This window comes from Natrononativus sp. DTA114 (genome assembly GCF_059736515.1).
On record NZ_JCASSN010000001.1, the window covers coordinates 1036882 to 1059187 of the forward strand.

General features: G+C 66.4%; 17 protein-coding genes and 1 pseudogene. 9 read left to right on the forward strand and 9 right to left on the reverse strand.

What is annotated here, in order from left to right:
• Positions 1-48: 48 nt before the first annotated feature.
• Positions 49-1368 carry a DUF92 domain-containing protein gene (locus AC6I6S_RS05470; protein WP_497948723.1) on the forward strand — a complete coding sequence of 440 codons (1320 nt, stop codon included), beginning with the start codon at positions 49-51 and terminating at the stop codon, positions 1366-1368.
• On the opposite strand, the gene dnaG is transcribed toward AC6I6S_RS05470, so the two are convergent.
• Together dnaG and AC6I6S_RS05480 are read right to left on the reverse strand one after the other, a co-directional pair.
• Positions 1365-2663 carry a DNA primase DnaG gene (dnaG, locus tag AC6I6S_RS05475; RefSeq protein ID WP_497948724.1) on the reverse strand — a complete coding sequence of 433 codons (1299 nt, stop codon included), beginning with the start codon at positions 2661-2663 and terminating at the stop codon, positions 1365-1367. The two genes, AC6I6S_RS05470 and dnaG, sit on opposite strands and share 4 nt — an antisense overlap.
• A 178-nt stretch (positions 2664-2841) precedes the next feature.
• Positions 2842-3771 (reverse strand): ArsR/SmtB family transcription factor, encoded by a 930-nt coding sequence (locus tag AC6I6S_RS05480; RefSeq protein ID WP_497948725.1) that lies wholly within the window; start codon positions 3769-3771, stop codon positions 2842-2844.
• Between the two features lie 177 nt (positions 3772-3948).
• On the opposite strand from AC6I6S_RS05480, the gene AC6I6S_RS05485 reads away from it, so the two are divergent.
• The 5 genes from AC6I6S_RS05485 (at position 3949) to AC6I6S_RS05505 (ending at position 9471) form a co-directional block, all read left to right on the forward strand.
• Positions 3949-4194, forward strand: a complete 246-nt coding sequence (locus tag AC6I6S_RS05485; protein ID WP_497948726.1) for a DUF3311 domain-containing protein — start codon at positions 3949-3951, stop codon at positions 4192-4194.
• Positions 4191-5663: a sodium:solute symporter family protein gene (locus AC6I6S_RS05490; RefSeq protein WP_497948727.1), complete on the forward strand. Its 1473-nt coding sequence runs from the start codon at positions 4191-4193 to the stop codon at positions 5661-5663. Before AC6I6S_RS05485 ends, AC6I6S_RS05490 begins: the two co-directional genes overlap by 4 nt.
• 130 nt (positions 5664-5793) lie before the next feature.
• Complete coding sequence (locus tag AC6I6S_RS05495) at positions 5794-7707, forward strand: ABC transporter ATP-binding protein (RefSeq protein ID WP_497948728.1); 1914 nt, start codon at positions 5794-5796, stop codon at positions 7705-7707.
• Between the two features lie 127 nt (positions 7708-7834).
• The gene (locus tag AC6I6S_RS05500; protein ID WP_497948729.1) at positions 7835-8488 is read left to right on the forward strand and encodes a DUF6517 family protein; all 654 of its coding nucleotides are present in this window, start codon (positions 7835-7837) and stop codon (positions 8486-8488) included.
• A gap of 56 nt (positions 8489-8544) precedes the next feature.
• Positions 8545-9471: an HFX_2341 family transcriptional regulator gene (locus AC6I6S_RS05505; protein WP_497948730.1), complete on the forward strand. Its 927-nt coding sequence runs from the start codon at positions 8545-8547 to the stop codon at positions 9469-9471.
• 18 nt (positions 9472-9489) lie between these two features.
• On the opposite strand, the gene AC6I6S_RS05510 is transcribed toward AC6I6S_RS05505, so the two are convergent.
• Both AC6I6S_RS05510 and AC6I6S_RS05515 read right to left on the reverse strand, forming a co-directional pair.
• Complete coding sequence (locus tag AC6I6S_RS05510) at positions 9490-11178, reverse strand: acetate--CoA ligase (protein WP_497948731.1); 1689 nt, start codon at positions 11176-11178, stop codon at positions 9490-9492.
• Positions 11179-11225: 47 nt separating this feature from the next.
• Positions 11226-13817: an efflux RND transporter permease subunit gene (locus AC6I6S_RS05515; protein ID WP_497948732.1), complete on the reverse strand. Its 2592-nt coding sequence runs from the start codon at positions 13815-13817 to the stop codon at positions 11226-11228.
• A gap of 129 nt (positions 13818-13946) precedes the next feature.
• Here AC6I6S_RS05515 and AC6I6S_RS05520 point away from each other — a divergent pair, with 129 nt between their 5' ends.
• On the forward strand, positions 13947-14588 hold the full coding sequence (locus AC6I6S_RS05520; protein ID WP_497948733.1) for a DUF8102 family protein: 642 nt from the start codon (positions 13947-13949) through the stop codon (positions 14586-14588).
• Positions 14589-14778: 190 nt separating this feature from the next.
• Positions 14779-17501 (forward strand): annotated as a pseudogene (locus tag AC6I6S_RS05525) (valine--tRNA ligase).
• Positions 17502-17566: 65 nt separating this feature from the next.
• On the opposite strand, the gene AC6I6S_RS05530 reads toward AC6I6S_RS05525, so the two are convergent.
• The 5 genes from AC6I6S_RS05530 to AC6I6S_RS05550 all read right to left on the reverse strand — a co-directional run bounded on the left by AC6I6S_RS05530 (position 17567) and on the right by AC6I6S_RS05550 (position 21308).
• Positions 17567-18571 carry a hypothetical protein gene (locus AC6I6S_RS05530; protein ID WP_497948734.1) on the reverse strand — a complete coding sequence of 335 codons (1005 nt, stop codon included), beginning with the start codon at positions 18569-18571 and terminating at the stop codon, positions 17567-17569.
• Positions 18572-18672: 101 nt separating this feature from the next.
• Positions 18673-19455 (reverse strand): ABC transporter permease subunit, encoded by a 783-nt coding sequence (locus AC6I6S_RS05535; RefSeq protein WP_497948735.1) that lies wholly within the window; start codon positions 19453-19455, stop codon positions 18673-18675.
• Entirely contained in the window at positions 19452-19586 is a 135-nt protein-coding gene (locus tag AC6I6S_RS05540; protein WP_497948736.1) for a hypothetical protein, read from the reverse strand. The genes AC6I6S_RS05535 and AC6I6S_RS05540 overlap by 4 nt, the downstream gene beginning before the upstream one ends.
• Position 19587: 1 nt before the next feature.
• A complete protein-coding gene (locus tag AC6I6S_RS05545) occupies positions 19588-20370 on the reverse strand; it encodes an ABC transporter permease (RefSeq protein ID WP_497948737.1) in 783 nt (260 codons plus the stop codon).
• Positions 20367-21308, reverse strand: coding sequence for an ABC transporter ATP-binding protein (locus AC6I6S_RS05550; RefSeq protein ID WP_497948738.1), 942 nt, complete (start codon positions 21306-21308; stop codon positions 20367-20369). The genes AC6I6S_RS05545 and AC6I6S_RS05550 overlap by 4 nt, the downstream gene beginning before the upstream one ends.
• Before the next feature lie 386 nt (positions 21309-21694).
• Here AC6I6S_RS05550 and AC6I6S_RS05555 point away from each other — a divergent pair, with 386 nt between their 5' ends.
• Complete coding sequence (locus tag AC6I6S_RS05555; RefSeq protein WP_497948739.1) at positions 21695-22255, forward strand: hypothetical protein; 561 nt, start codon at positions 21695-21697, stop codon at positions 22253-22255.
• The last annotated feature ends 51 nt before the right edge of the window (positions 22256-22306 follow it).

The following is a 22306-nucleotide window of genomic DNA, read 5'->3' on the forward strand; positions in this document are numbered from 1 at the left end:
GCGGGTTCAAGAACGTTAAAGTGATCACCACAGAAAGGAGACGATATCGTGACCACACCCGTTCGGCGAGCAGGTGCGTTTGCCGCGCTCTGTCTCCTCTCGCTCGCCGTTCCGCTGATCGGCCCGGTCGCAGCGGTGCCGATCGCCGCCGTCCTGCTGGCGGGAGCGTTCGTCATCACCGACGGCCCGGTGTTCGATCTCTTCGCCTACCCCGGCGACTACAAGGATCAGCGCCTCTACGGGCTGTTGACGTTCGTCCTGGCCGGGATCGCGCTCGGACTCGTCGCCGTCAACTCCACGATGTCGCTCTCGCTGTTCGTCGGCGCCGTCTTGCTGGTCGGCTACGGCAACCTCACCGAGCAACTCGCTCGCGCCCGGGTCGACGGACCAGCCATCCAGGCGGCGGCGTTCGCCACCGGCGGTGCGCTCGCCGCCGTCGCCGGACAGCTACTCGCGGACGCGATCGCGGGGACTACCACTGCGTTTCCGGCGGTCGTCTTCCTCGCCGTGAGCGGCGCCCTGCTGGCCGCGCTGTTGCGGGATATGCTGATCAGCTACGACGACCCGATCATCATGCTGTTCGTCGGGCTCCTGTTGTGGCTGCTCGCCGAACTCGAGCCGGCGCTCACCGTCTCCGGAATCGCCGTCGCACTCGCGATCACGCTCGCGATCGGCTACGCCTCCTACGCGCTGGCGGCCGCCTCCGTCGCCGGGATGCTCACCGGCGTCTTGCTCGCCCTGCTGACGATCGTTCTCGGCGGCTACAGCTGGTTCGTCGTCCTGATCGCCTTCTTCGCCATCGGCAGCCTCTCGACGAAGTTCCGCTACGACGAGAAGGCCGAGCGCGGAATCGCCGAGGACAACGACGGCGCCCGCGGAACCGGCAACGTCCTCGGCAACGCCGCCGTCGCGCTCATCGCCGTCCTCGGCTACGCCGCCAGCTCGAGCCAGCTGCTCGCCGTCGATCCGGACCTCTTTCTGTTCGCTTTCGCGGGCTCGCTCGCGACCGCACTCTCGGATACCCTCTCGAGCGAGATCGGCGGCGTCTTCGATCAGCCGCGGCTCATCACGACCTTCGAGCCCGTCGAACCCGGCACCGACGGCGGCGTCACCTGGCAGGGCGAGGTCGCCGGCGCCGCCGGCGCGCTCGTCGTCGCCGCCCTCTCGGTCGCCCTCTTCGATTCAGTGGGGATCGGCGGCGGTGCGGTGATCGTCACCGCCGGCATCGTCGGTATGACCGTCGACAGTCTGCTGGGCGCGACGCTCGAGGGATCGATGCTCGGCAATCAGGGAGTGAACTTCCTCGCGACGCTGTCGGGGGCGATCTTCGGCGCCCTCGTCGTGCTCTCGATGGCGGTACTGGGCTAACGGGGGGCGCTCTCTGCGATGTCGTCGATCCCGTACACGCGCACCCCGGTCGGTCGCTTGGTGAACTGGCCGAGCGACCGCGCGACGATCCGCTCGACGCCCCGATCGGCCGCCAGATCCAGCAGGCGCTGGCTCAGAATGCCGTCGAGGAGCACCGTCGTCGGGGCGGGCTCGAGTGCCTCGAGCGTATCGTAGGCCGCGCCGACGCTCTCCTCGGCCAGAACCTCCCCCTCCGCGAGAAATCGAACGCGGTCGGTTCCCGCGCGGATAACGTCGTTCGCGTGATCGTACACCGTCACCGGCTCGGTGTCGTCCTCGTCTGCGGGGTCGTCGGGAGTGACCGCCGGCGTCTCGGTTGCCGCCGGTGACGGCTCGGGGCTGGCGGATTCCGTCCCGGTAGCGGCGTTCGGGGGCGTCGCGTCGGCGCCCGAAGCGTCCGTCGTCACCGTACTCCCGTCGGTGATCGCGACGGCGTCGCGCGGCGTTCCCGATCCGGAAACCGTCTCGTAGGGCGTCTTGTTGCGAAGCGCGGCGAACACCTGGTGGTGATCGAGATCCTCCACCGACGAGCCGCCGGGCGCGAACGCGACGTAGTCGATGTCGCCGACCTGGGAGAGCTCCTCTAAGATGAGGTCACCGCCACGGTCGCCGTCGAGAAACGCCGTCACGGTTCGGTGGTTCGTGAGTTCGGCGACGGCGTCGGGCACGTTCGTCCCCTCGACGGCGATAGCGTTCTTGATGCCGTACTTGAGCAGTGTGAGCACGTCCGAACGCCCCTCGACGACGATGATGGCGTCGCTATCGGTGACCCGGGGTCCCGCGGGGAGCCCCTCGTACTCGGTGATATCCTCGACGCGGACGTGTTCGCGGACCTCCGCTAAGATCTCCTCGGAGGACATCACGCTGTCGTCGAACCCCGTTCGAAGGAGTTCCTTCGCCCGGTCGACGACCTCCTTGCGCTTTGCGGCGCGGACGTCCTCGATCTCGGTCACCTCGAGGTCCGCCCGGCAGGGGCCGACGCGGGTGATGGTCTCGAGGGAGGCGGCGAGCGTGGCGGTTTCGACCTTGTCGAGGCTGGTCGCGATGGTCAGGTGGCCGCTGGAGCTCCCGTTCGTGCTCGTGATTTCGACGTCGATGCGGCCGACCTTCTGTGACTGACGGAGATCGCGAAGATCGAGGTCGTCACCGAGGAGTCCCTCGGTTTGCCCGAAGATCGCGCCGACGACGTCGCTACGCTCGACCACCCCGTTGGCCGTAACGGTCGCGTGAATGAGATATTTCGATGTGTCTTCCATGGGAGATCCGTCCCGGGAGGGGACGAGATGGATGGTACCTGTATACCGTATCGTTGGCCCGTGGAGGGCAAATATCTGTTGACACGCGCGAGGATTCGGGACGGACGTATCAGTAACCCAGATAGCCGGTCGCTCGCCCGACTCGATTCGTGTCACCTGCTCGGAGATCGGGATGCCGTCAGTAGCTGGTTGCCCAGTACCAGTAGACGGTGACGGCGACGAGGACGACCAATCCGCCGAGGAAGAAGAGCGCTCCTGGAGGGATCGTCGCGAAGATCGCCTCCGTCACCTCCGGACCACCGTCGGTGGTCGCCTCGGGCGTCGCGGTATCGTTGACGGTCGTGGGCTCATCCATGTGGTACTCCGAGTCAGACGGCGCCGCGGCGTCCGTTCCGTCCGCGTCTTCGACGTCGTCTGCTTCCCCGGCGTCGTCCGCGGCCATATCCCCTTCCGTGGAATCTTCCTCCGCAGTCTCGTCCTGCGTGGTAAAGCCGGCGTCCTCATCGGCCGCATCGCCGTCTGCCTCGTCCTGTGTCTCCGCCGGCTCCGCCGCGGCGTCCTCGTCGTCCCGGTCGGCGGTGTCGACGCCCGTCGTCTCGTTCGTGGCGGCGGCACCGTTTGCCTCGTCGCCCGGCGCCCTCTCGGTTTCAACCGACTCGCCCGCCGGCGCGAAGAACTGCTCGAGACCGTACTGGACGAGCAGACTGCCGCCGGCGAGCGCGCCGAGGCCGCCGATAAACCGGGAGAGTGCGGTTTTGAGCTGGGCCGCCTTCGACTCGTCGCTGGTGACGATCAGCGGGCCGTCGGCGGTGGCGTAGACGCTCATCTCGTTGCCCCGCGAGGAGTACCAGGTGTCGACGACCTCGACCAGACCGGCGTCCTCGAGTTTCTCTAAGTGATAGCGGACGTTCTGGATGGAGGAGTCGATCGAGTCGGCGATGTCGCTGGGGGTACCGGGTTCGTCGTCGAGCGTCGCGTAGATCCGGCGGGCCGTCGTCGAGGAGAGCGCGCCGAACACGGCGTCGGCGTCCTCGTCTGCGAGATCGACGACCCGCGGCTGTCCCTCCTGGGCAGGCGTCTCCGATCGGAGGGGAAACAGACGGGCCATGAGAGTCTCGGTTCACGTTTCTCAGACGACACATATACTCCTTTCCCAACGTGAAAGAGCGATTTTAGCTTGGAAAATCAGCCGAGGGCTCGCAGCTACCGAGAGTGATGACTAAATGTCTTCGATACTGGCGTTCGAATAGAAACAATTACCCATATCGGTCAACGAAGACCGCGTATGCGTCGAATCGAACTCGCCGGGTGGAGTTCCGTTGCGGTCGTGTTGATCGCGCTGTCGATCCCGTGGTTCCTCTGGGGTAACGAGACCGTTTTCGCGGGGCTCCCGCTCTGGCTCTGGTGGCACATCGGCTGGATGTGTCTCGCCTCGGTGGTGTTCTGGCTGTTCGCCGACAGGGCCTGGGGGCTAGGTATCGAGCCGAAACCAACTCCGACGGTAGCCGATCACGGGGGCGATGACTCGTGAGCCTCGAGCTCCAGCTCGGCATCATCGTCGGCTACCTCCTGCTCGCGCTGGCGATCGGGCTGGTCGCCTACCGGGTCACCGAGCGCACCGCCGAGGACTTCTACCTCGCGAGCCGGACCGTCGGAACCGTCGTTCTGCTGTTCACCACCTTCGCAACCCTGCTCTCGGCGTTCACGTTCTTCGCCGGTCCGAACGTCGCCTACCGAAACGGACCCGAGTACGTCCTCGTGATGGGGCTGATGGACGGCATCATCTTCGCGATCCTCTGGTACGTGATCGGCTACAAGCAGTGGCTGCTCGGTCAGCGGTACGACTACGTTACCCTCGGCGAGATGCTCGGCGACCGCTTCGGGTCCCGCCGACTGCGGGGGCTCGTCGCCGGTGTCAGCCTGCTGTGGCTGTTTCCGTACGTGATGCTCCAGCAGGTCGGCGCGGGGACCGCCCTCGAGGCGCTCACCGACGGCGCCGTCTCCTACGGGCTCGGGGCGGGGCTGATCACACTGTTCATGATCCTCTACGTCGTCGTCGCGGGTTTTCGGGGGATCGCCTGGACCGACACCCTCCAGGGGGCCTTTATGCTCGCAACGACGTGGGTCGCCGCCCTCTGGGTGCTCGTCGCCGCCGGCGGGATCGGAGAGGTGACCGCCGCGCTCCAGAGCTCGCCCGCGGGCGACGAGTTCCTCGCCCTCGGCAGCGGGTTCTATACCCCGCAGTGGATGCTCTCGACGGCGATCGTGATCGGCTTCGGCGTCGCCATGTTCCCGCAGGTGAACCAGCGCTTCTTCGTCGCGGGCTCGAAGACGGTGCTCAAGCGATCGTTCGCCCTCTGGCCCGTGCTCTGCGTCGCGCTGTTCCTCCCGGCGTTCATGCTCGGCGTCTGGGCGCGGGGGCTGGGCCTCGAGATGGGAGAGACCGGCAACATCCTGCCCGTCGTTCTCGGCGAGTACACGCCGCTCTGGTTCGCCGCCCTCGTCATCGCCGGCGCGATGGCCGCGATGATGTCCTCCTCGGACTCCATGCTGCTCTCGGGATCGTCGTACTTCACGCGGGACCTGTACCGGCCGTTCGTCGACCGCGACCTCTCGGCTCGCCGTGAAGATCTGCTCGCCCGCGTCGGCGTCGTAGTCTTCGCCGTCGCTACGTTCGTCGCGAGCCTCTACAACCCCGCGACGCTGTTCGAAATCGGTGAGGCCGCGTTTTCGGGATTCGCCCAGCTCGCCCTCCCCGTGATGGTCGCGCTCTACTGGCGGCGGACCACCCGTGCGGGGATCACCGCCGGGATCGTCGGCAGCCAAGTGTTCTACCTCTCGAGTCTGTTCACCCCCGTTCCGGGAACCTACGCCGGCTGGTCGGCGGGCCTCATCGGCATGCTCCTGGGGCTCGCCCTCACTGTCGGCGCCTCCTGGTTGACGACTCCCGCAGCCGACGAGCGGCGCGCGATCTACTTCGACGGACTGCGCGCCGACTGAAGGCCGGCGGCGCTCGCATCGACTGGCAGCATCCACCCCTCCCCGCATCAAGGTTTTGGACGGCGAACCAGCTACCGCCGGGGTGGATTTTTTCAGGCAGCCGACGGTAACTGGTCCGAGTCGACTAGCAATGGCGAGCTCCGAGACGACCGGCGGCTTCGAGGACGTCCGCGACGAGGCCGACGGCCACCCGATGATGAACCTGTTCGCGTACGCCCGCCCCTACTGGAAGCGCCTCTCCGTCGGCGTCGTCGCGGCCGTAATCAACCGGGCCGCTAAACTGCTGCCGGCGCTCGTGATCGCCGCCGTCCTCGACCGCGTGATCCAGGCGCCGGGCGACCCCCAGGAGCTCGCGCAGTTCGGCCTCGTCACGAGTCAGGTGATTCCAGCCGACGCGACCGGTCAGCGACTGAGCCTGCTGTACACCCTCGCGCTGGTCGCCGTCGGCGCGTACGTCACGCAGGCGATCTTTCACTTCCTCTCGCGGTACTGCTTCCAGACGACCGCTCAGAAGATCCAACACGACCTGCGCCACGACACCTACGACCACATGCAACGGCTCTCGCTCGGCTTCTTCAACGACCACGAAACCGGCGGGATGATGTCGATCCTGAACAACGACGTCAACCGGCTCGAGGAGTTCTTCAACACGGAGATCCGCCAAATCGTCCGCGCGGTCGTCATCTTCACGCTCGTCGGCGGCTACATGCTGCTCAAGGCGCCGATGCTCGCGCCGTTCGTCCTCGTCCCGGTGCTCATCATCGCCCTCTCGACGGGGAAGTTCATCACCTGGATCGAGCCGAAGTACAAGCGCATCCGCGAACTGGTCGCCTCGCTCAACACCCGGCTGTCGAACAATCTGGGCGGGCCGACCATCGTCAAATCCTTCGACCGCTACGACGTCGAACTGGACCGCGTCGACGGCCACAGCACGGAGTACCGGGACGAGAAGATCGACGCAATCCGCATCCGGAAGGCCTTCTTCGCCTCGCTGCGGCTGCTCGTCGGCGCGATGTTCGTCTCGATCCTCGTCTTCGGCGGCCAACAGGTCGTCGCAGGCACGCTCACCGCCGGCACGCTCGTCGTCTTCTTCATGTATCTCCGCTACATCGACGGTCCGATGACTCGCATCGGCAAGACCGCCAACAAGTACCAGAAGACGAAGTCGAGCGCCGAGCGGGTGTTCGGCGTTCTGGGACACGAACCCACGATCACGTCCCCCGAAGACGCGGTCGTCCCCGACGACGACCTCGCCGGCGAGGTCGAGTTCGAGGACGTCACGTTCAGCTACTCCGAGGACGGGGAACGCATCCTCGAGGGCGTCTCGCTCGACGTCCCCGCCGGCACTACCGTCGGACTCGCGGGCACCAGCGGCTCCGGTAAGTCGACGCTGCTCAAACTCGTTTCGCGGTTCTACGACGTGAACGGCGGCCGGGTCACCGTCGACGGTGTCGACGTCCGCGAGTACGACGTTCAGGCGCTGCGCGAGGAGGTCGGCATCGTCGAGCAGGACCCGTACATGTTCTCGGGGACGATCCGCGAGAACGTCGCCTACGGCGACCGGGAGCTGTTCGATCGGCTGCGGGCGGGCGAGACCACTCGCGAGGACGAGCGGCGAATCGAGGAGGCGACCCGCGCTGCCGGCGCCCACGAGTTCATCGAAGACCTCCCCGACGGCTACGCCACGGCGGTGGGCGAGCGCGGCGTGAAGCTCTCGGGCGGCCAGCGACAGCGGATCTCGATCGCCAGGACGATCCTGAACGATCCCGCCGTCGTGATCCTGGACGAAGCGACCAGCGACGTCGACACCGAGACCGAGCGGCTGATCCAGCGCAATCTGGATCGACTGATCGCCGACCGAACCGCCTTCGTCATCGCTCATCGGCTGTCGACCATCCGGAACGCCGATCGGATCGTCGTCATGGAGGACGGCGAAATCATCGAGCGCGGCACCCACGACGACCTCGTCGGCGACCGCGGCACCTACGCCGAGCTGTGGAACACCCAGGCGGACGTTGCCACCGGCGCGACGAGCATGGACTGATACGGACTGCTGTAACTGTTTACTGGTGCAGTCACAGACGGGTCGTGGGTGCACCGGTAATGACTTACAGAAGACCGTATGGGCGGAACCGTCACGCCGAAAAGTCCCCTCGACGTACTTCGAACCGATGACGACGGAGTTGCCGCCCCCGTTCGACGACGACTGGCGCGTCGTCGGCACCCGAACCGACAGCAGCCGGATCGCCCTCGCCTCGGTAACCGCGGAGACGACTCTCTACGAGCACGTTCCAAGCGCCGACGACCTCGAGGCGGTTCAGCCCGGAGAGATCGACGTACCGCTTCGATCCCTCTTTGCAATCGAGCTCACGTTCTCGCCGTCGCTCTCTGCGGTCGGAATCACCCCCTCATCGGGGATCGACCTGGCTGCCCCGAAGGCGAAGTCACAGTTCGTCGACACCCTCGAGGAGGAAGGGCTCGCGGTCGGCGACCAGAAACGGGTCGGAAAACTCAGCCGCGAGGACGGAACCGAGGGGCGGTGGTACGTCCTCGAAACGGCGTACCCCGTTGCGTCGGAGTGCGGTGAGGACGAAGCTGACGATCCACCGACCGTGGCCGCCGAAACCCACGTCGCGGTGTGGCCCACCGCGGAGAGCTTCGCAGTCGCCGGCGGGGTGGTGCCACTCGAGGGAGTTGCCGGGCTCGAGACCGACATCGAGCGAGATCAACAGCGGCTGCTGGACGTCGTTCGAAGGCTCGAAATCGGCGGGAACGACGGCGACGAGGCAACCGCCGATGAGGCCGCCGACGAAGACGGCGACTGAGACCACGATCGGTTCGTGTCGAACGACCTTTAGCCCTGACCTGAGAACGCAGAGACATGCAAACGCACATCGTCCCGGTCGGCTTCGACTACGACCGGCTGATCGCCCCCCTCGTGCGCGATCAGTGCGACGTCGACCGCGTCATTCTGCTGGAGGGCGCGGTCGGCAGCGAGGCCAACGTCGAGTACTCTCGGCACCTCTCGCGCAAACTCGAGCAGGACTTCGAGAACCTGCTGGGAGCGGCGACCGAGCGGTTCGTTCTCGAGGACGTCTACGACTACGACGAGGCGTTCGAACAGGCCTACGAGCTGATCAACGACGAACTCGACCGCGGGAACGAGGTGTGGGTAAACGTCGCCGCGATGCCCAGAACCGTGAGCTTCGCCTTTGCCACCGCTGCCCACTCCCTGATGGTCGAACGACAGGAGGACCGCGAGCAGATCCACACCTACTACACGGCGCCCGAGAAGTACCTCGAGACCGAACTCGCCGAGGAGCTTCGGGAGGGCGCGACGCTGCTCGAGGAACTGCTCGCGGACGGTGCGGGAATCGACGGGGACGGCGATCAGCGCGAACGGGTGCGCGACCGCCTCGAGAGCGCTCGCGACCTGCTCGCGGAGTTCGACGAGCGCGGGACAACCATCGGTGCGAAGGAGATCGACGGCGGCCACATCGTCGAACTCCCCGTCGCATCGTTCTCGAACGTAAAGCCGTTCGAGGAGCTGATCCTGTACAAACTCGGCGAGGACGGCGAGTTCGACTCCGTCTCCGAACTCGCGGAAGCCCTCTCGCGGGAGCTCAACGAGGAGTACACCGACAGCTTCCGCTCGAAGGTCATCTACAACGTCGACCGGCTGGGGCCGGGCGGCAAGGGCTACATCGAGCGCGAGGAACACGGGAAGTCCTACCGGACGCGCCTCTCGCGGATCGGGGAGCTGTGGGTTCGCGCTCACTCGGATACGGTTCCGGATCCGCGAGCGTAGCTCGCCCGCGGCGACGGCTCAGTCGGCGAGTTCGCCGCGCTTGAGCTGTCCCGTCGCCGTCCGCGGGAGCACCTCGCGGAACTCGATCGCCGCCGGCACGGCGAGCGTCGGGAGCGTCGCTTCAGCGTGCTCTCGAATGGACGCCGCGAGTTCGTCCTCGGTCTCCGCCCCGTCGGCGCGGACGACGACGGCCTTGACGGCCTGCTCGAGGTCGACGTCGCGGTCGTCCTCGACCGGATTGCCGTCGGCGTCGACCGTCGTGGGCACGGCCGCGGCCTCGGCGACTCCCTCGTGCTCGCGCAGGGCACGTTCGACGTCGACCGGACCGATCCGGGAGCCGCCGCTGATGATGACGTCGTCGGCCCGCCCCTCGTACCAGAGGTAGCCGTCCGCGTCCTCCTTGCCGAGATCACCCGTCAGGTACCAGTCGCCGACGAACGCCTCGTCGGTGCGCTCGGGATCCTCCCAGTAGCCGAGGAAGAAGGAGGGAAACTCCCCGCCGACGGCGATCTGTCCCAGCTCGTCGGCTTCGAGACGGTCGCCGGAGTCAGGGTCAACGACTGCCACCTCGACGCCTGGGAGCGGTTTTCCCATACTACCTGGCCGGGTCTCGATCGACGGGTAGGTGTTGACGATCATGTTGCCCGTCTCGGCCTGGCCGTAGCTGTCGTGAATCGGCGTCCCGAGGACTTCCTCCCCCCATTCGATGAGGTCGGCGTCGAGCGGTTCGCCGGTGCTGATCGCCCGATGGAGGTCGAGGTCGGCGTCGGCGAGGTCGGCCTCGTGGTCCTGCAGACCCCGGTAGATGGCGGGAACGCTCGAGAGCACCGTCACCGGGAACTCCTCGAGCAGCGAGATCCACGTCTCGGGATCGAAGTCGCCGTCGTACGCGAGGAGGCTGTGGCCCCAGAACCAGGTGCCAAGAGCGTTGACGGGGGCGGTGAGCCACCCCCGGTCGCCGGTCGCCCAGTAGAGGTCCGTCTCGTGCTGGAGGAGGTCGGCACCGTACAGCTGTGCCGCGGCGGTGCCGACGACCCATCGGTGGCCGTGGACGATTCCCTTCGCCGACCCCGTCGCTCCGCTCGTGTAGTAGAGCAGGGCCGGGTCCGACCCACCGGTCCGGGCGACGTCGTACGCGAGTGGTGCGTTCTCGAGGGCCTCGTAGTAGCTCACGTCGCCCTGGCGGATGCCGATGCCGTCGTCGCTGACGACGATCACGTGTTCGACGGCGACATCGTCGTCTTCGAGCGCTCTCGCGACCGTCTCCCGGTTCTCGGGTGTCGTCACGACGACCCGCGCCCCGCTGTCCGCGAGCCGATAGGCGACCCGGTCGGGGCCGTACTGGGGGTCGATACCGCCGAACACGCCCCCGGTTTTCAGCGTGCCGAGCATCGCGACGTACTGTTCGGGGATCCGGGGCATGTAGCCGAAGACGCGGTCGCCCCGCTCGATCCCGAGATCCTCGAGGACGTTCGCGAACGCGTTCGACCACTGGGAGAGCTCCCAGAAGGTGATCCGCTCGCGGGTACCGTCGGCCCCCACGAAGTAGAGCGCGACGGTCCCCCGGTCGGTCCGGTAGCGGTCGCAGACCTCGTGGGCGACGTTGATCTCGTCGGGCGCGTCCCAGTCGGCGTCCGCGTAGATGCTGTCCCACTCGAATACCTCCGAGAGCCCCTCGTAGTTGGCCAGGTTCGGTGCCGTATCCATGTCGGGGTTGCCCACGCCAACGGGCATAACTCATTGGCCGTCCCTGATCACGCCAGCCGTGCGATCGCACGCTCTCTGAGCACGAGCAGACACGGGAGCACAGTCAGACAGGCGACGAATGCGAAGATAATGCTCAGACCCGTCACGAGTCCGAAGCGCTGGAGCGGCGGCGCGAGCGCGAGCGCGAGGACACCGAAGCCGGCCGCCGTCGTCGCCGCGCTTCCCAGCAGGGCGCCGCCGGTGCCCGTAACGGTAGCGGTGAGCGCGGCCTCAAGCGACTCACGTTCTTCCCTTTCAGCCACGAACCGTTCCCCGACGTGGATGCTGTAGTCGACGCCGAGACCGATCGCGAGGCTCGTGATGACGGCCGTCTCGCTGTTGAACGGCAGATCGAGCAGCGCCATCGTTCCGAGCAGCCAGGCGAGCGCCGCCACCACCGGGGCGAGCGTGATCGCACCCAGCGTGAGCGCCCGGTGGCGCACCCAGTAGAGGACCGTGAGGAACGCGAGGATCACCGCCAACGTGACCGCGAACGCCTGGACAAGCGTCTCGAGTAAGGCGTCCTGGATCACCGCCGTCGTCACCGGCCCGCCCGCGGCGGTCGCCGTCACCGGCGCGTCGCTTTCGATGAGACTCGCCACGTCGCGGGTGTCGTCGGCGATATCCTGGGCGGCCGCATCGCCGCGAACGGAGAGCAACAGACGCGCGGACTCGTACTCGCCCTCGTCGCTTCGGTGGAGCACTGCCGCCGCGGCCTCCTCGTCGGCCTCGTACAGCACGTCGTAGAAGCCGGCGAGGTCCTCGTCGGGGAGGCCGTCGCCGGTCGTGTCGCGCTCCTCGAGTGCAGTTGCGACCGTCTCGTTCTCGCCCGCCAGTTCGCGAAGGACGCTCACCGGGCTCTCGACCGCCGCCGTGCCGTCGGAGCGAACCGCGATCGTGGTGTTCCCCTCGAGCGATCCCGTCGCGTTTTCGACGGCGACGAGCGTCGCAGGGTCGGTGACGTCCTCCTGTAACAGGATCTGGGACTGACTGCCCTCCCCGCGCTCGCGGAAGTTATCGCCGAGGTAGGTAGCGTCGTCGCTGATGGTGTAGGTATCGGGTGCGAACGGGCCGGGAAGCGACTTGGCCCACTCGGGAGCGTCCTCCGGCAGGAAGTCCGCCTGGTTGAACTCCGTGTCGATCCCGGTCGCGCCGTAGGCGCCGCCGACGGCGAGCAGGAGCGCGACGAGGACGACGGCGAGGGGTGCCTTCCGCGCGACGACGACGCCCCGCGAGAGGACGCGGTTCGCGACGCCGCCGCCAGCGCCGAACGGCTGTTTTCGCCGGTCGTGGCCGAACCGGGACTCGAGTACGCGATCCACTTCGACCTTCAGCGCGGGGACGAGCGCGCCGAAGACGACGAACGTAGCGAGAATTCCCCCCGCGCTGAGCAGAGCGAAGTCCTGGATCGCCGGCAGCGGGCTGACGTAGTTCGAGAGGAACCCGACCCCCGTCGAGAAGGTGGCGGCGGCGAGCGCGAGGACGACCCCCGCGAGCCCCAACGCCATTCCCCGTCCGGCGTCGAGATAGCCACCGTCCTCGACCGGCCCGTCGGTCGCCGATCCCTCGGGGGGCTCCTCCTCGAGCAGCCCGTTTCTCGCCTCCCGATACCGCATCACGACGTGCAGGGAGTAGTCGATCGAGAGCCCGATCAGGAGGAACGGAACCGCGATCAGGAGCTGACTCGAGGGCACCTCGAGCCAACCCTGGATGCCGGCGAGCCACGCCATCACGAGCGCGATGCCGAACAGCCCGATCAGTACGTCGACGACGTCCCGATAGGTGATCGCGAGCACGCCCAGCACGAGGACGAGCGCGACGGGCGTGATGATCGCGAAGCTGTCGCCGACGGCGCTCGAACTCGCCGCGTCGGTGATCCCCTGGCCGAAGACGAACGCGTCGTCGAAGCGGTCCTCGACCAGTTGGTCGATCGCGACCTGGGCGTCGTAGGCCGCCTGCGGGTCCTCGTCCTCGCCGCTGTCATCGGTCTGGAAGAGGAACGTGATCCGCGAGTCGGCGGTCGTCTCGCCCGGTTCGTAGTCGGCGGGGAGGAACTCGTAGGGGTCCTCTCCCTGCATGTCGGAATCGGGATCGAGCACTTCCGCCAGGAGCTCTTCGACCTCCTCGTCCGAGCGGTCCTCGAGCGCCTCGACCTGCTCGTCGATCGTCGGCTGGCTGGTGTCGGGCGGCCCGTTCGCCGCCGCCGCGCGATCCTCGAACACCGCCCCCGTCGCGACGACGTTCTCGAGGCCGACGAACCCCTCGTCGCTCAGGGTCGCGTTCAGCGTCTCGTTGTCCCGCACCTCCTGTTGTAACTCGAGGCTCTCGAGCAGCGATTCTCTCGTGAGCACGTCGCCGCCTTCGTCTCTGACGACGATCTGGGTGACCACCCGGTCGTCCGTGTCGTAGGTCTCTTCGATCTCCTCGAGCGCGCGGGTCTCCTCGGAGTCGACGTCGAACTGGCCGATCCCGCCGTCCTCGGTTTCGCCGACGGCCGCACCGGCGGCGACGACGGCGGTGAGTACGAGCAGACAGACGACCACGAGTTTGCTGTGTCCGACGATCGTTTCCGCGTAGCGGTCGGCGAGTCGTCCCCTCACCGGTCAGCCCCCATCCGTCGCGAGAACGCTACAGAATCCCGTCGCTCGAGTCGTCTCATGTGCCCACTCGAACCCGAGCGTTGATACCAGTTCGGATAGAATCAAACGACGTATAATTCAAAACCGATTATGAACACAGACACAGATCGCGACCGCGGGATACTCAGTCCGGCCGACCGGGCGTACCTGTTCGGCGAGCGGGAAATGAGCCACGACCAGTCAAAGCGAAACGCAGAGGCGCGCATCCGCGGCCGGGTGCGCCACGCCGTCCTCGACTTCGACGTGCTGTTGCACACGCTCTCGGCGAAGGACCGTCGGCAGGTGTTCGACGACGTGGCGACCGACGACGCCTTCCTCGACGGGCTTCGGGCGATGGTCGCCTTTGCCTACGTCGGCACCAAAGAGCAGGGACTGGAGTTCGAGGACGTGCTCGTTCCCGCGGTTCGTAGCTCCGAGGAGGCGTACGCGGCGAAGCAACACGATGCGACCGCCGCCGTCGACGTCACCTTCGAGGTCGAAACGACGGTGGAAGCGACCCTCGAGGGGATCGCCGGACGTCTCGAGGCCGGCGAACCGGTCACCCCGCGGGAGCTATTTTCGCTGATCATGCAGGGGGATCACGACCCCGGAACACACGACGAGATCACGCTCGTCGGGGTCGACGACGAGAGCGTCGACGACCTGTTTCTCGAGCGACTGGCGACGTACCTCGAGGGTGAACTCCACCACGCGACGGAGTCGCGGGCGGTGATCAGACAGGACACCCCGTAGCGAGTGGACGCGAAACAGCTAACATGGTCGCCCGGAAACAGGTGGGTATGGACGAGTCCGTCACGACCCTCATCGGTCGCGCCGACGGCCCTCAAGCCGCCGTTTTCGTAGGGGCCGCCTAGGCCCACCTCCTCACAGCGATTCGACGGATGTATTGTAGCCGACCAGCATTCAGCGAACAACGACCAGTATGGCAGATCGACACCCACATTCGAGACGACGAACGCGCCCCCAGCGGGCGGTGACAGCATGAGTATGGACAGCCCCGAACAGAAGGAGGGTCTCGAGGGCGGCTACGACCCCGCCGAGATCGAACCGAAGTGGCAACAGCGCTGGGTCGACGCCGAAACCTACGCCTACGAGGGCGACCCCGACGCCGACCCGAACACGACGTACGCCATCGACACCCCGCCGCCGACCGTGTCCGGGAGTCTGCACATGGGCCACCTCTACGGCCACACCCTGCAGGACTTCGCGGCCCGCTTCCAGCGGATGGCCGACGGCGACGTCCTCTTTCCGTTCGGCTACGACGACAACGGGATCGCCTCCGAACGGCTGACCGAGGAGGACCTCGACATCCGTCACCAGGACTACGAGCGTCGGGAGTTCCAGCAGCTCTGTCGGGAGGTCTGTGCGGAGTACGAGGCGGAGTTCACCGAGAAGATGCAGTCCCTCGGCTGCTCGATCGACTGGGGCCACACCTACAAGACGATCGAGCCCCGCGTCCAGCGCATCTCGCAGCTTTCCTTCCTCGATCTCTACGAGAAGGGACGGGAGTACAGAAAGAAGGCACCCGCGATCTGGTGTCCCGAGTGTGAGACGGCGATCTCACAGGTCGAAACCGAGGACGACGAGCGGAATTCGCACTTCAACGACATCGCGTTCGAGCTAGCAACCGACGGAACGGACCGCGAGGAGTTCGTCATCTCCACGACCCGGCCCGAACTCATCCCCGCCTGCGTCTCCGTCTTCGTCCACCCCGACGACGAGGAGAACCAGGACCTCGTGGACGAGACCGCCAGAATCCCGATCTTCGGCCACGAGGTGCCGATCATCGCCGACGACCGCGTCGATATGGAGAAGGGGTCGGGGATCGTGATGTGCTGTACCTTCGGCGACCAGAACGACATCGAGTGGTACCAGGCTCACGACCTCCCGCTGCGGGTCGCCATCGACGAAACCGCGACGATGACCGACCTCGCGGGCGACTACGAGGGACTCTCGACGGAAGAGGCCCGCGAAGCCATCGTTGACGACCTCGAGGAGGCCGGCTACCTCCGGGATCGGCGCGAGATCGTCCACGACGTCGGCGTCCACGAGCGCTGTGACACCCCCGTCGAGTACCGGGTGTCGAAGCAGTGGTACGTCGAGATTCTGGATCACAAGGAGGAGTACCTCGAGGCCGGCGCCGAGATGGAGTGGTACCCCGAAAAGATGTTTACCAGGTACCGCCACTGGATCGAGGGCCTCGAGTGGGACTGGCTGATCTCCCGCCAGCGCGATTCGGGCATCCCGTTCCCGGTCTGGTACTGCGCCGACTGCGACCACCCGGTGATGGCCGAGCGAGCGGACCTCCCGGTCGATCCGCTCTCCGACGAGCCGCCGGTCGACGCCTGTCCCGAGTGCGGTAGTGAGTCGTTCGAACCCGAGGAGGACGTCTTCGACACCTGGGCGACTTCCTCGCTCACCCCGCTGATCAATGCGGGCTGGGACTGGGACGAAGAGAGCGAGGAGTTCACGATGTCGAACCCCGAACTCTACCCGTTCGACCTGCGTCCACAGGGCCACGACATCATCTCGTTCTGGCTGTTCCACACCATCGTCAAGTGCTACGAGCACACCGGCGAGGTCCCCTTCGACGCGACGCTGATCAACGGCCACGTGCTCGACGAGAACCGCGAGAAGATGTCCAAGTCCCGCGGCAACGTCGTCGAACCCGCCGCGGTGCTCGCGGAGTACCCCGTCGACGCGGTGCGCTTCTGGGCGGCCAGCGCCGCCGTCGGCGACGACTTCCCGTACCAGGACCAGGACATCGTCGCGGGCGAAAAGCTTCTCCGGAAGCTCTGGAACGCCTCGAAGCTCGTCGACACGCTCGCGCCCGCAAACCCGGACGAGCCAGCCGAACTCGAGGCCATCGACCGCTGGCTGCTCGCCGAACTCGACGCTACCGTCGAGGAGCTGACGGACCACCTCGAGAGCTACGAGTTCGCGAAGGCCCGCAACCGCCTCAGAACGTTCTTCTGGAACACGTTCTGTGACGACTACCTCGAGATCGCCAAAGGACGCGATGACAATCCGTCGACGCAGTACGCGCTGCGAACCGCTCACAGAACGTTCCTCGAGCTGTGGGCGCCGTATCTCCCACACGCCACGGAGGAGATCTGGCAGTCGGTGTACGCAGCGGGCACCGACGCCGCGAGCGACGATTTCGAAAGCGTCCACACCCGCGACTGGCCTACGCCACGCGGGTACGACGCCGATCTCGAGGCCGGCGAAACGGCGATGGAGGTCATCTCCGCGCTCCGCCGGTACAAGTCCGAGCGCCAGTTGCCCCTGAACGAGGAACTCGAGTCCGTCTCCGTCTTCGGGCCGATCGAGGGCTTCGAGGACGCGATCCAGAACGTGATGCACGTTCAGAATCTCGAGACGCTCGCAGAGCCCCCGGAGATCACCACCGAGGTGGCCTCGATCGACCTCGACTACTCGACGCTCGGACCCCGCTACGGCGCGAAGGTCGGCGAGATCGACTCGGGGATCGAGGCGGGTGACTACGAGATCGACGACGATGCAGGCGTGCTCCGAGTCGCCGACGAGGAACTCGAGGACGATCTGTTCGAGGTCGAACTCGAGCGGACCTACTCGGGCGCCGGCGAGATGCTCGAGACCGAGTCGGCGGTCGTCATCGTCGAGTAGCGCCGTCGCGTCGACCCCTGCTGCGGGGATAGCGACTCCCGGCTAACGCGACTGCTGTCCACCGGTTAGTTTTCCGTCAGCTCTCGTTCCCGCCAGGTAGCCGTTGCGGTAACGCGGTTCCCGTCGACGTCGACCGACTGCTCCTCCCCGGAGGCGCCGAGTAGCGCCTCGAGGGCGGTCTCGTCGGGCTCTTCGACGACCGCTGCGAAGTCGCCGGTGGACGTCTCCGCGTCTTCGACGGTGAACGAGGAGACGATGCTCTCGGCGTCCTCGAGTTCCGCGAACGCGAAGTCGACGAGTCCACCGTTCTCGTCCCCAGTTTCGGGGCCGTACTGGCCCACGGCGACGTCGCCAGCGCCCGCGGTCGCGAGGGTCCACTCGAGCGCCTCGGAGTCGTCCGTCGCCCGGTCGACGTCGCCCGCCGCGGCGCCGATGATCGTCTCGAGTCGCGCCACCGGGTCGTCGGCCGCCTCGCCGTCGACGACCACGAGCGCGTCGCCGTCGACGGCGATCGCCGTTTCGTCGTCGCCATCGACCGGCGTGTAGACCTCGTAGCCGCCGATCTCGGTCGTCCGCTCCGCCTGGACGATGAACTCGGCTTCCGGTTCGGCCGTGAGCCGGGCGTCGATCTCCGCGGGGTCGATGCTCCCGGTCACGACGAACGCTTCGGGAGTCTGCAGCAGGTCCGCGACGGTCGACTCGAACGTCTCGTCGTCGTCGAGAAGCCGTCCGAGTCTGAACCGGGCGAGATCCAGACCGACGAAGAAGTACGTCGAAAGCGCCCCCTCCGAAACCGGCGCGACCATCGGGTCGGCTTCGTACTCCGCCGGAACCTCGTCGTCCGGCGCTGCCTCCTCGAGTTCGTCCTGGACGTACTCGTCGATGGTCGCCCAGTCGATGTAGGCGAACTCGAGGCTCCCGTCGTCGAACGTGAGCCACCGACTGTACGCCGGGAGTTCGTCGTCGGCTTCCTCCTGTGCGGTGACCGCGCCGGGGCCTACGGACCCGACGGTGGCGACCGTCGCCGTCGTCCCAGCGAGTTTCAGCACCTCCCTTCGACTCGACGTCATGACGGGGTAGCACGCGGTCGATTTCGATATAGCACGGGCCTTCGTTCGTCGTGGTTTGACTGTCCGCTCGAAACGACGGTTGGCGGGGGCAGATGATACGATCAGATGTCTCTACGCGAGAAAACGAAGACGGCGACGCCCAGGAGGACGAAAAACGCGGCGAGGAGGACCCCCGCGTCGAGAAACGCGTACTCCTCGTGAACGAGGATCGCCGTCTGGTCGTAGTATCGACTCGGCGTGAACTGGCCGATCCACTCGAAATCTGGGTCGACCCTCGAGACGCCGTCGACGAGCCACAGGAGAAACACCAGGCTCAGGGAAATCGCCCTGGCGGTTCGTACGTGGTCGACGAGCACCGACAGCACGAGACCGATTCCGGCACAGACCAGCAGGTAAGGGATCGAGAGCAGATGGACCATCGCGAGCGCGACCGGGTCGAACGACTCGCCGATGGCGAGCGCGCCGACGTAGACGATGATCGGAACCGCGACGTTCAGGGCGACCAGGGGGACCCACAGCGCGGCGATCTTCTGGAGGACGACCGACTCGCGCGAGACCGGATTCGACAGCGTGAGGTCCATCTTCCGGTCCTGAACGTCGCTCGCGATCAGACCGGCAGCGACGTACGCAAAGTAGATGGCGACGAGCAGCGCCCAGAAGAAGGAGTAGATCTCGGCGGCGATGAAGCCCTCGATCGTGTGCAATTCTTCGATCCGGAACATGTCGAACATGTACCCCGGAAACGCCTCCTCGAGCACGTCCATCTCCGCCTGAACGCCGGGGAACATCGAGAAGTAAAGCGCCGACAGCAGGGCGAAGACGACGATCAGGAGAACCGAGCCCCGGACGCGCTTTCTGGACTCGATCCGGAGAACGGCCGTCACGGGGTCACCTCCCGTGGATCGCTCGCGGGGTCGTGGCCCCTGCGGTCGGTCCCGCGTTCGATTTTCCAGCGGGCAATTCCGCGTTCGACGCGGCCGATTGTCGTCTCGAGCCTACCGCCTACGGACGCCATCTCAGATATCCCTCCGTGTGAAAAGCAAGATGGCGACGCCCAGGAGGACGAAAAACGCGACGAGGAGGAGTCCGGCGTCGAGGAACGCGTACTCCTCGTGGACGAGGATCGCCGTCGGATCGTAGTACCGACTCGGCGTGAACTCGCCGACCCACTCGAAGTCGGGGTTCATGTGGGAGAGTCCGTCGACCAACCAGAGAACGAACACCAGCCCCAGCGCGGTCGCCTGGGCGCTTTCGACCCGTTCGACGACGACCGAGAGGACGATGCCGATGCCGGCACAGACGAGCAGATAGGGGACGCCGAGCAGGAGCACCATCACGAGCGAGACGGGGTCGAGCGACTCCCCAAGGAGCGCCCCGCCGACGAGCAGGACGGCCAGGAACGCCACGTTCAACGCGACCAGGGGGACCCACAGGGCGGCGACCTTCTGGAGGACGACCGACTCGCGGGAGACCGGGTTCGAGAGCGTGAGATCCATCCGGCGCGTGCGGATGTCCCGCGAGATCATGCCCGCGCTGACGTACGCGAAGTAAATGCCGCCGATGAGGATCCAAATGAACGGGAAAATGTAGCCGCCGACGAACCCCTCGATCGTGTGGAGTTCTTCGATCCCCAGCAGTTCGAGGATGTACTCCGGGTAGACGTCCTCGATCAGCGCGGCTTCCTCCTGGATGCTCGGAAACACGACGAGAAAGAACGCGGCGAGAAGGACGAGCAGTCCGGTCAGGGTGAGCGTCCCGCGGAACAGCTTTCTGGACTCGTTGCGGAGGATAGCCGTCATCCCGGTTCCCCGCGAGCGTCGTCACCGTAGTAGTGTTTGAAGATGTCCTCGAGCCGTGGATCCCCGATGTCGACGTCCTCGACGTCGAACCCGACGAGATGCTCGAGCAGCGCGGCGGGTTCGCCGGTGTAGGTGAAGCGAACCGTGCTGTCGACGGTTTCGACGTCGATCATCGCCGGCGTGACGAACCGCTCCTCGTCGACCGACTCCGCCAGTTGCACCCGAACGTGCTTTCCGCCCCGCTCGAGCAGGTCATCGATCTCTTCGAGGGCGGCCAGTTTTCCGTCCCGGATGATACCGACGCGATCGCACACCCGTTGTACTTCGCTCAAGACGTGCGACGAGAAGAAGATCGTCTTCCCGGCGTCGCGTTCCGCCTCGAGAAACGCGTGCATCCGGTCCTGTTTGAGCGGGTCGAGTCCGGCCGTCGGCTCGTCCAGAATGACGAGGTCCGGATCGTGCATGAACGCCTGGACGATCCCGAGCATCCGCCGGTTTCCGGCCGAGTACGTCTCGACCGGCTTCTCGAGCGGCGGACGAAACAGCGCCAGTAGCTCCTCGCGCCGCTCGTCGCCCCGCATCCGGGCGAAGTAATCGAGAACCTGTCGGCCGGTGAGCCGCTCCTCGAAGCCGAGCGTGTCCGGCAGATAGCCGAGGTCGGCTTTTACCTCGGTGAGCGCTCGCCGGTCGCGGATGTCCGCTCCGAGAACGCTTGCGGTCCCCGCGGTCGGTTTGATGAGTCCGAGCAGGAGGCGAATCGTCGTCGTCTTGCCCGCCCCGTTCGGTCCGAGGTAGCCGAATATCTCGCCGGCCCTGACGTCGAAACTGACGCCGTCGTTCGCGGCGACGTCGCCGTACCGTTTGGTCAGGCCCTCTAAGCTGATCGTCGCCGCCCCGTGATCCGGTTCGGTTTCGACGTCGTCGATCTGGGTACGCATGAGTCACCACCTGTTTCGAGAACGGAGCCGACCCCGACCGCCACACCCTACTCGAGCACCGCCGACGGTCATAAATGGCGTTACCACCGGTACAAACTGTTTCGGGCGGCAGACTGTGTGAACGGGTGAACACGTTCGCGGCCACAGCCGCAGGGTTCGTCGCGGCCGGCGACACCCCGCACAGCATCGGTGTTGCCGAGCGCCCGGTTCGCTCGAGGAGCCTCCCCCCGGGCGGTCGGCTGCGAACAGGTGTCGACCGCTCCTGCCGGTACGCGGTCGGGTGTGAGCCCGTTCGGACGTCCGCGATGCTCGAGTGCCGGCGAGAGGGTTCAACCGACGTTTTACCTACCCGGCCATATATGTCGGATCGGCGAATAGTGCTGGCTATGGACCGCCCCCGCTCGCGTCGCGCCCTCCTCGCCGCGGTCGGAACCGGAGCCGTCGGAAGCTACGGTTTCCTCACCGCGACAGCGGGTCCCGATCGCTCCGAGCAGCCATCCGTCGGCTGTCCCGACTACGGCGACCGCGTCGTCGACCACCGGTGTAACGACCACCAGCGATTCGGCGTGGCCCTCGAGCCCTCGGCGACGACCCTCTCCGCCCCGGGAGCGATCACGTTCACGCTGCGAAACCGCTCGCACCGGTCGTTCAAGACGAATTATTACGGCTGGCGACTGCACCGCGCCGTCGACGGCGGCTGGGAGCACGTCGCGCCGGAGGTGGTGCCACAGCCGCTACACGGTCTCCGTCCCACCGGCACGACGGAGTGGACCCTCTCGGTTCGGCCCGGGGCGGACGACGAGTGGCTCGAGGCCGACGGCTACACCGACATACGGTTCGCCGACCTCGAGGCCGGCACCTACGCGTTCGGCGTCGACGGCTGGTCGAGCGACGAGGACCGCGAGTCGAGGACGGCGCTGATCGAGACGATCGCGCTCGAGCGGTGAGCCGACGGTCGCGTCACTGTCGAGGGTAAAATCGAATTTTTACCTTGGGAA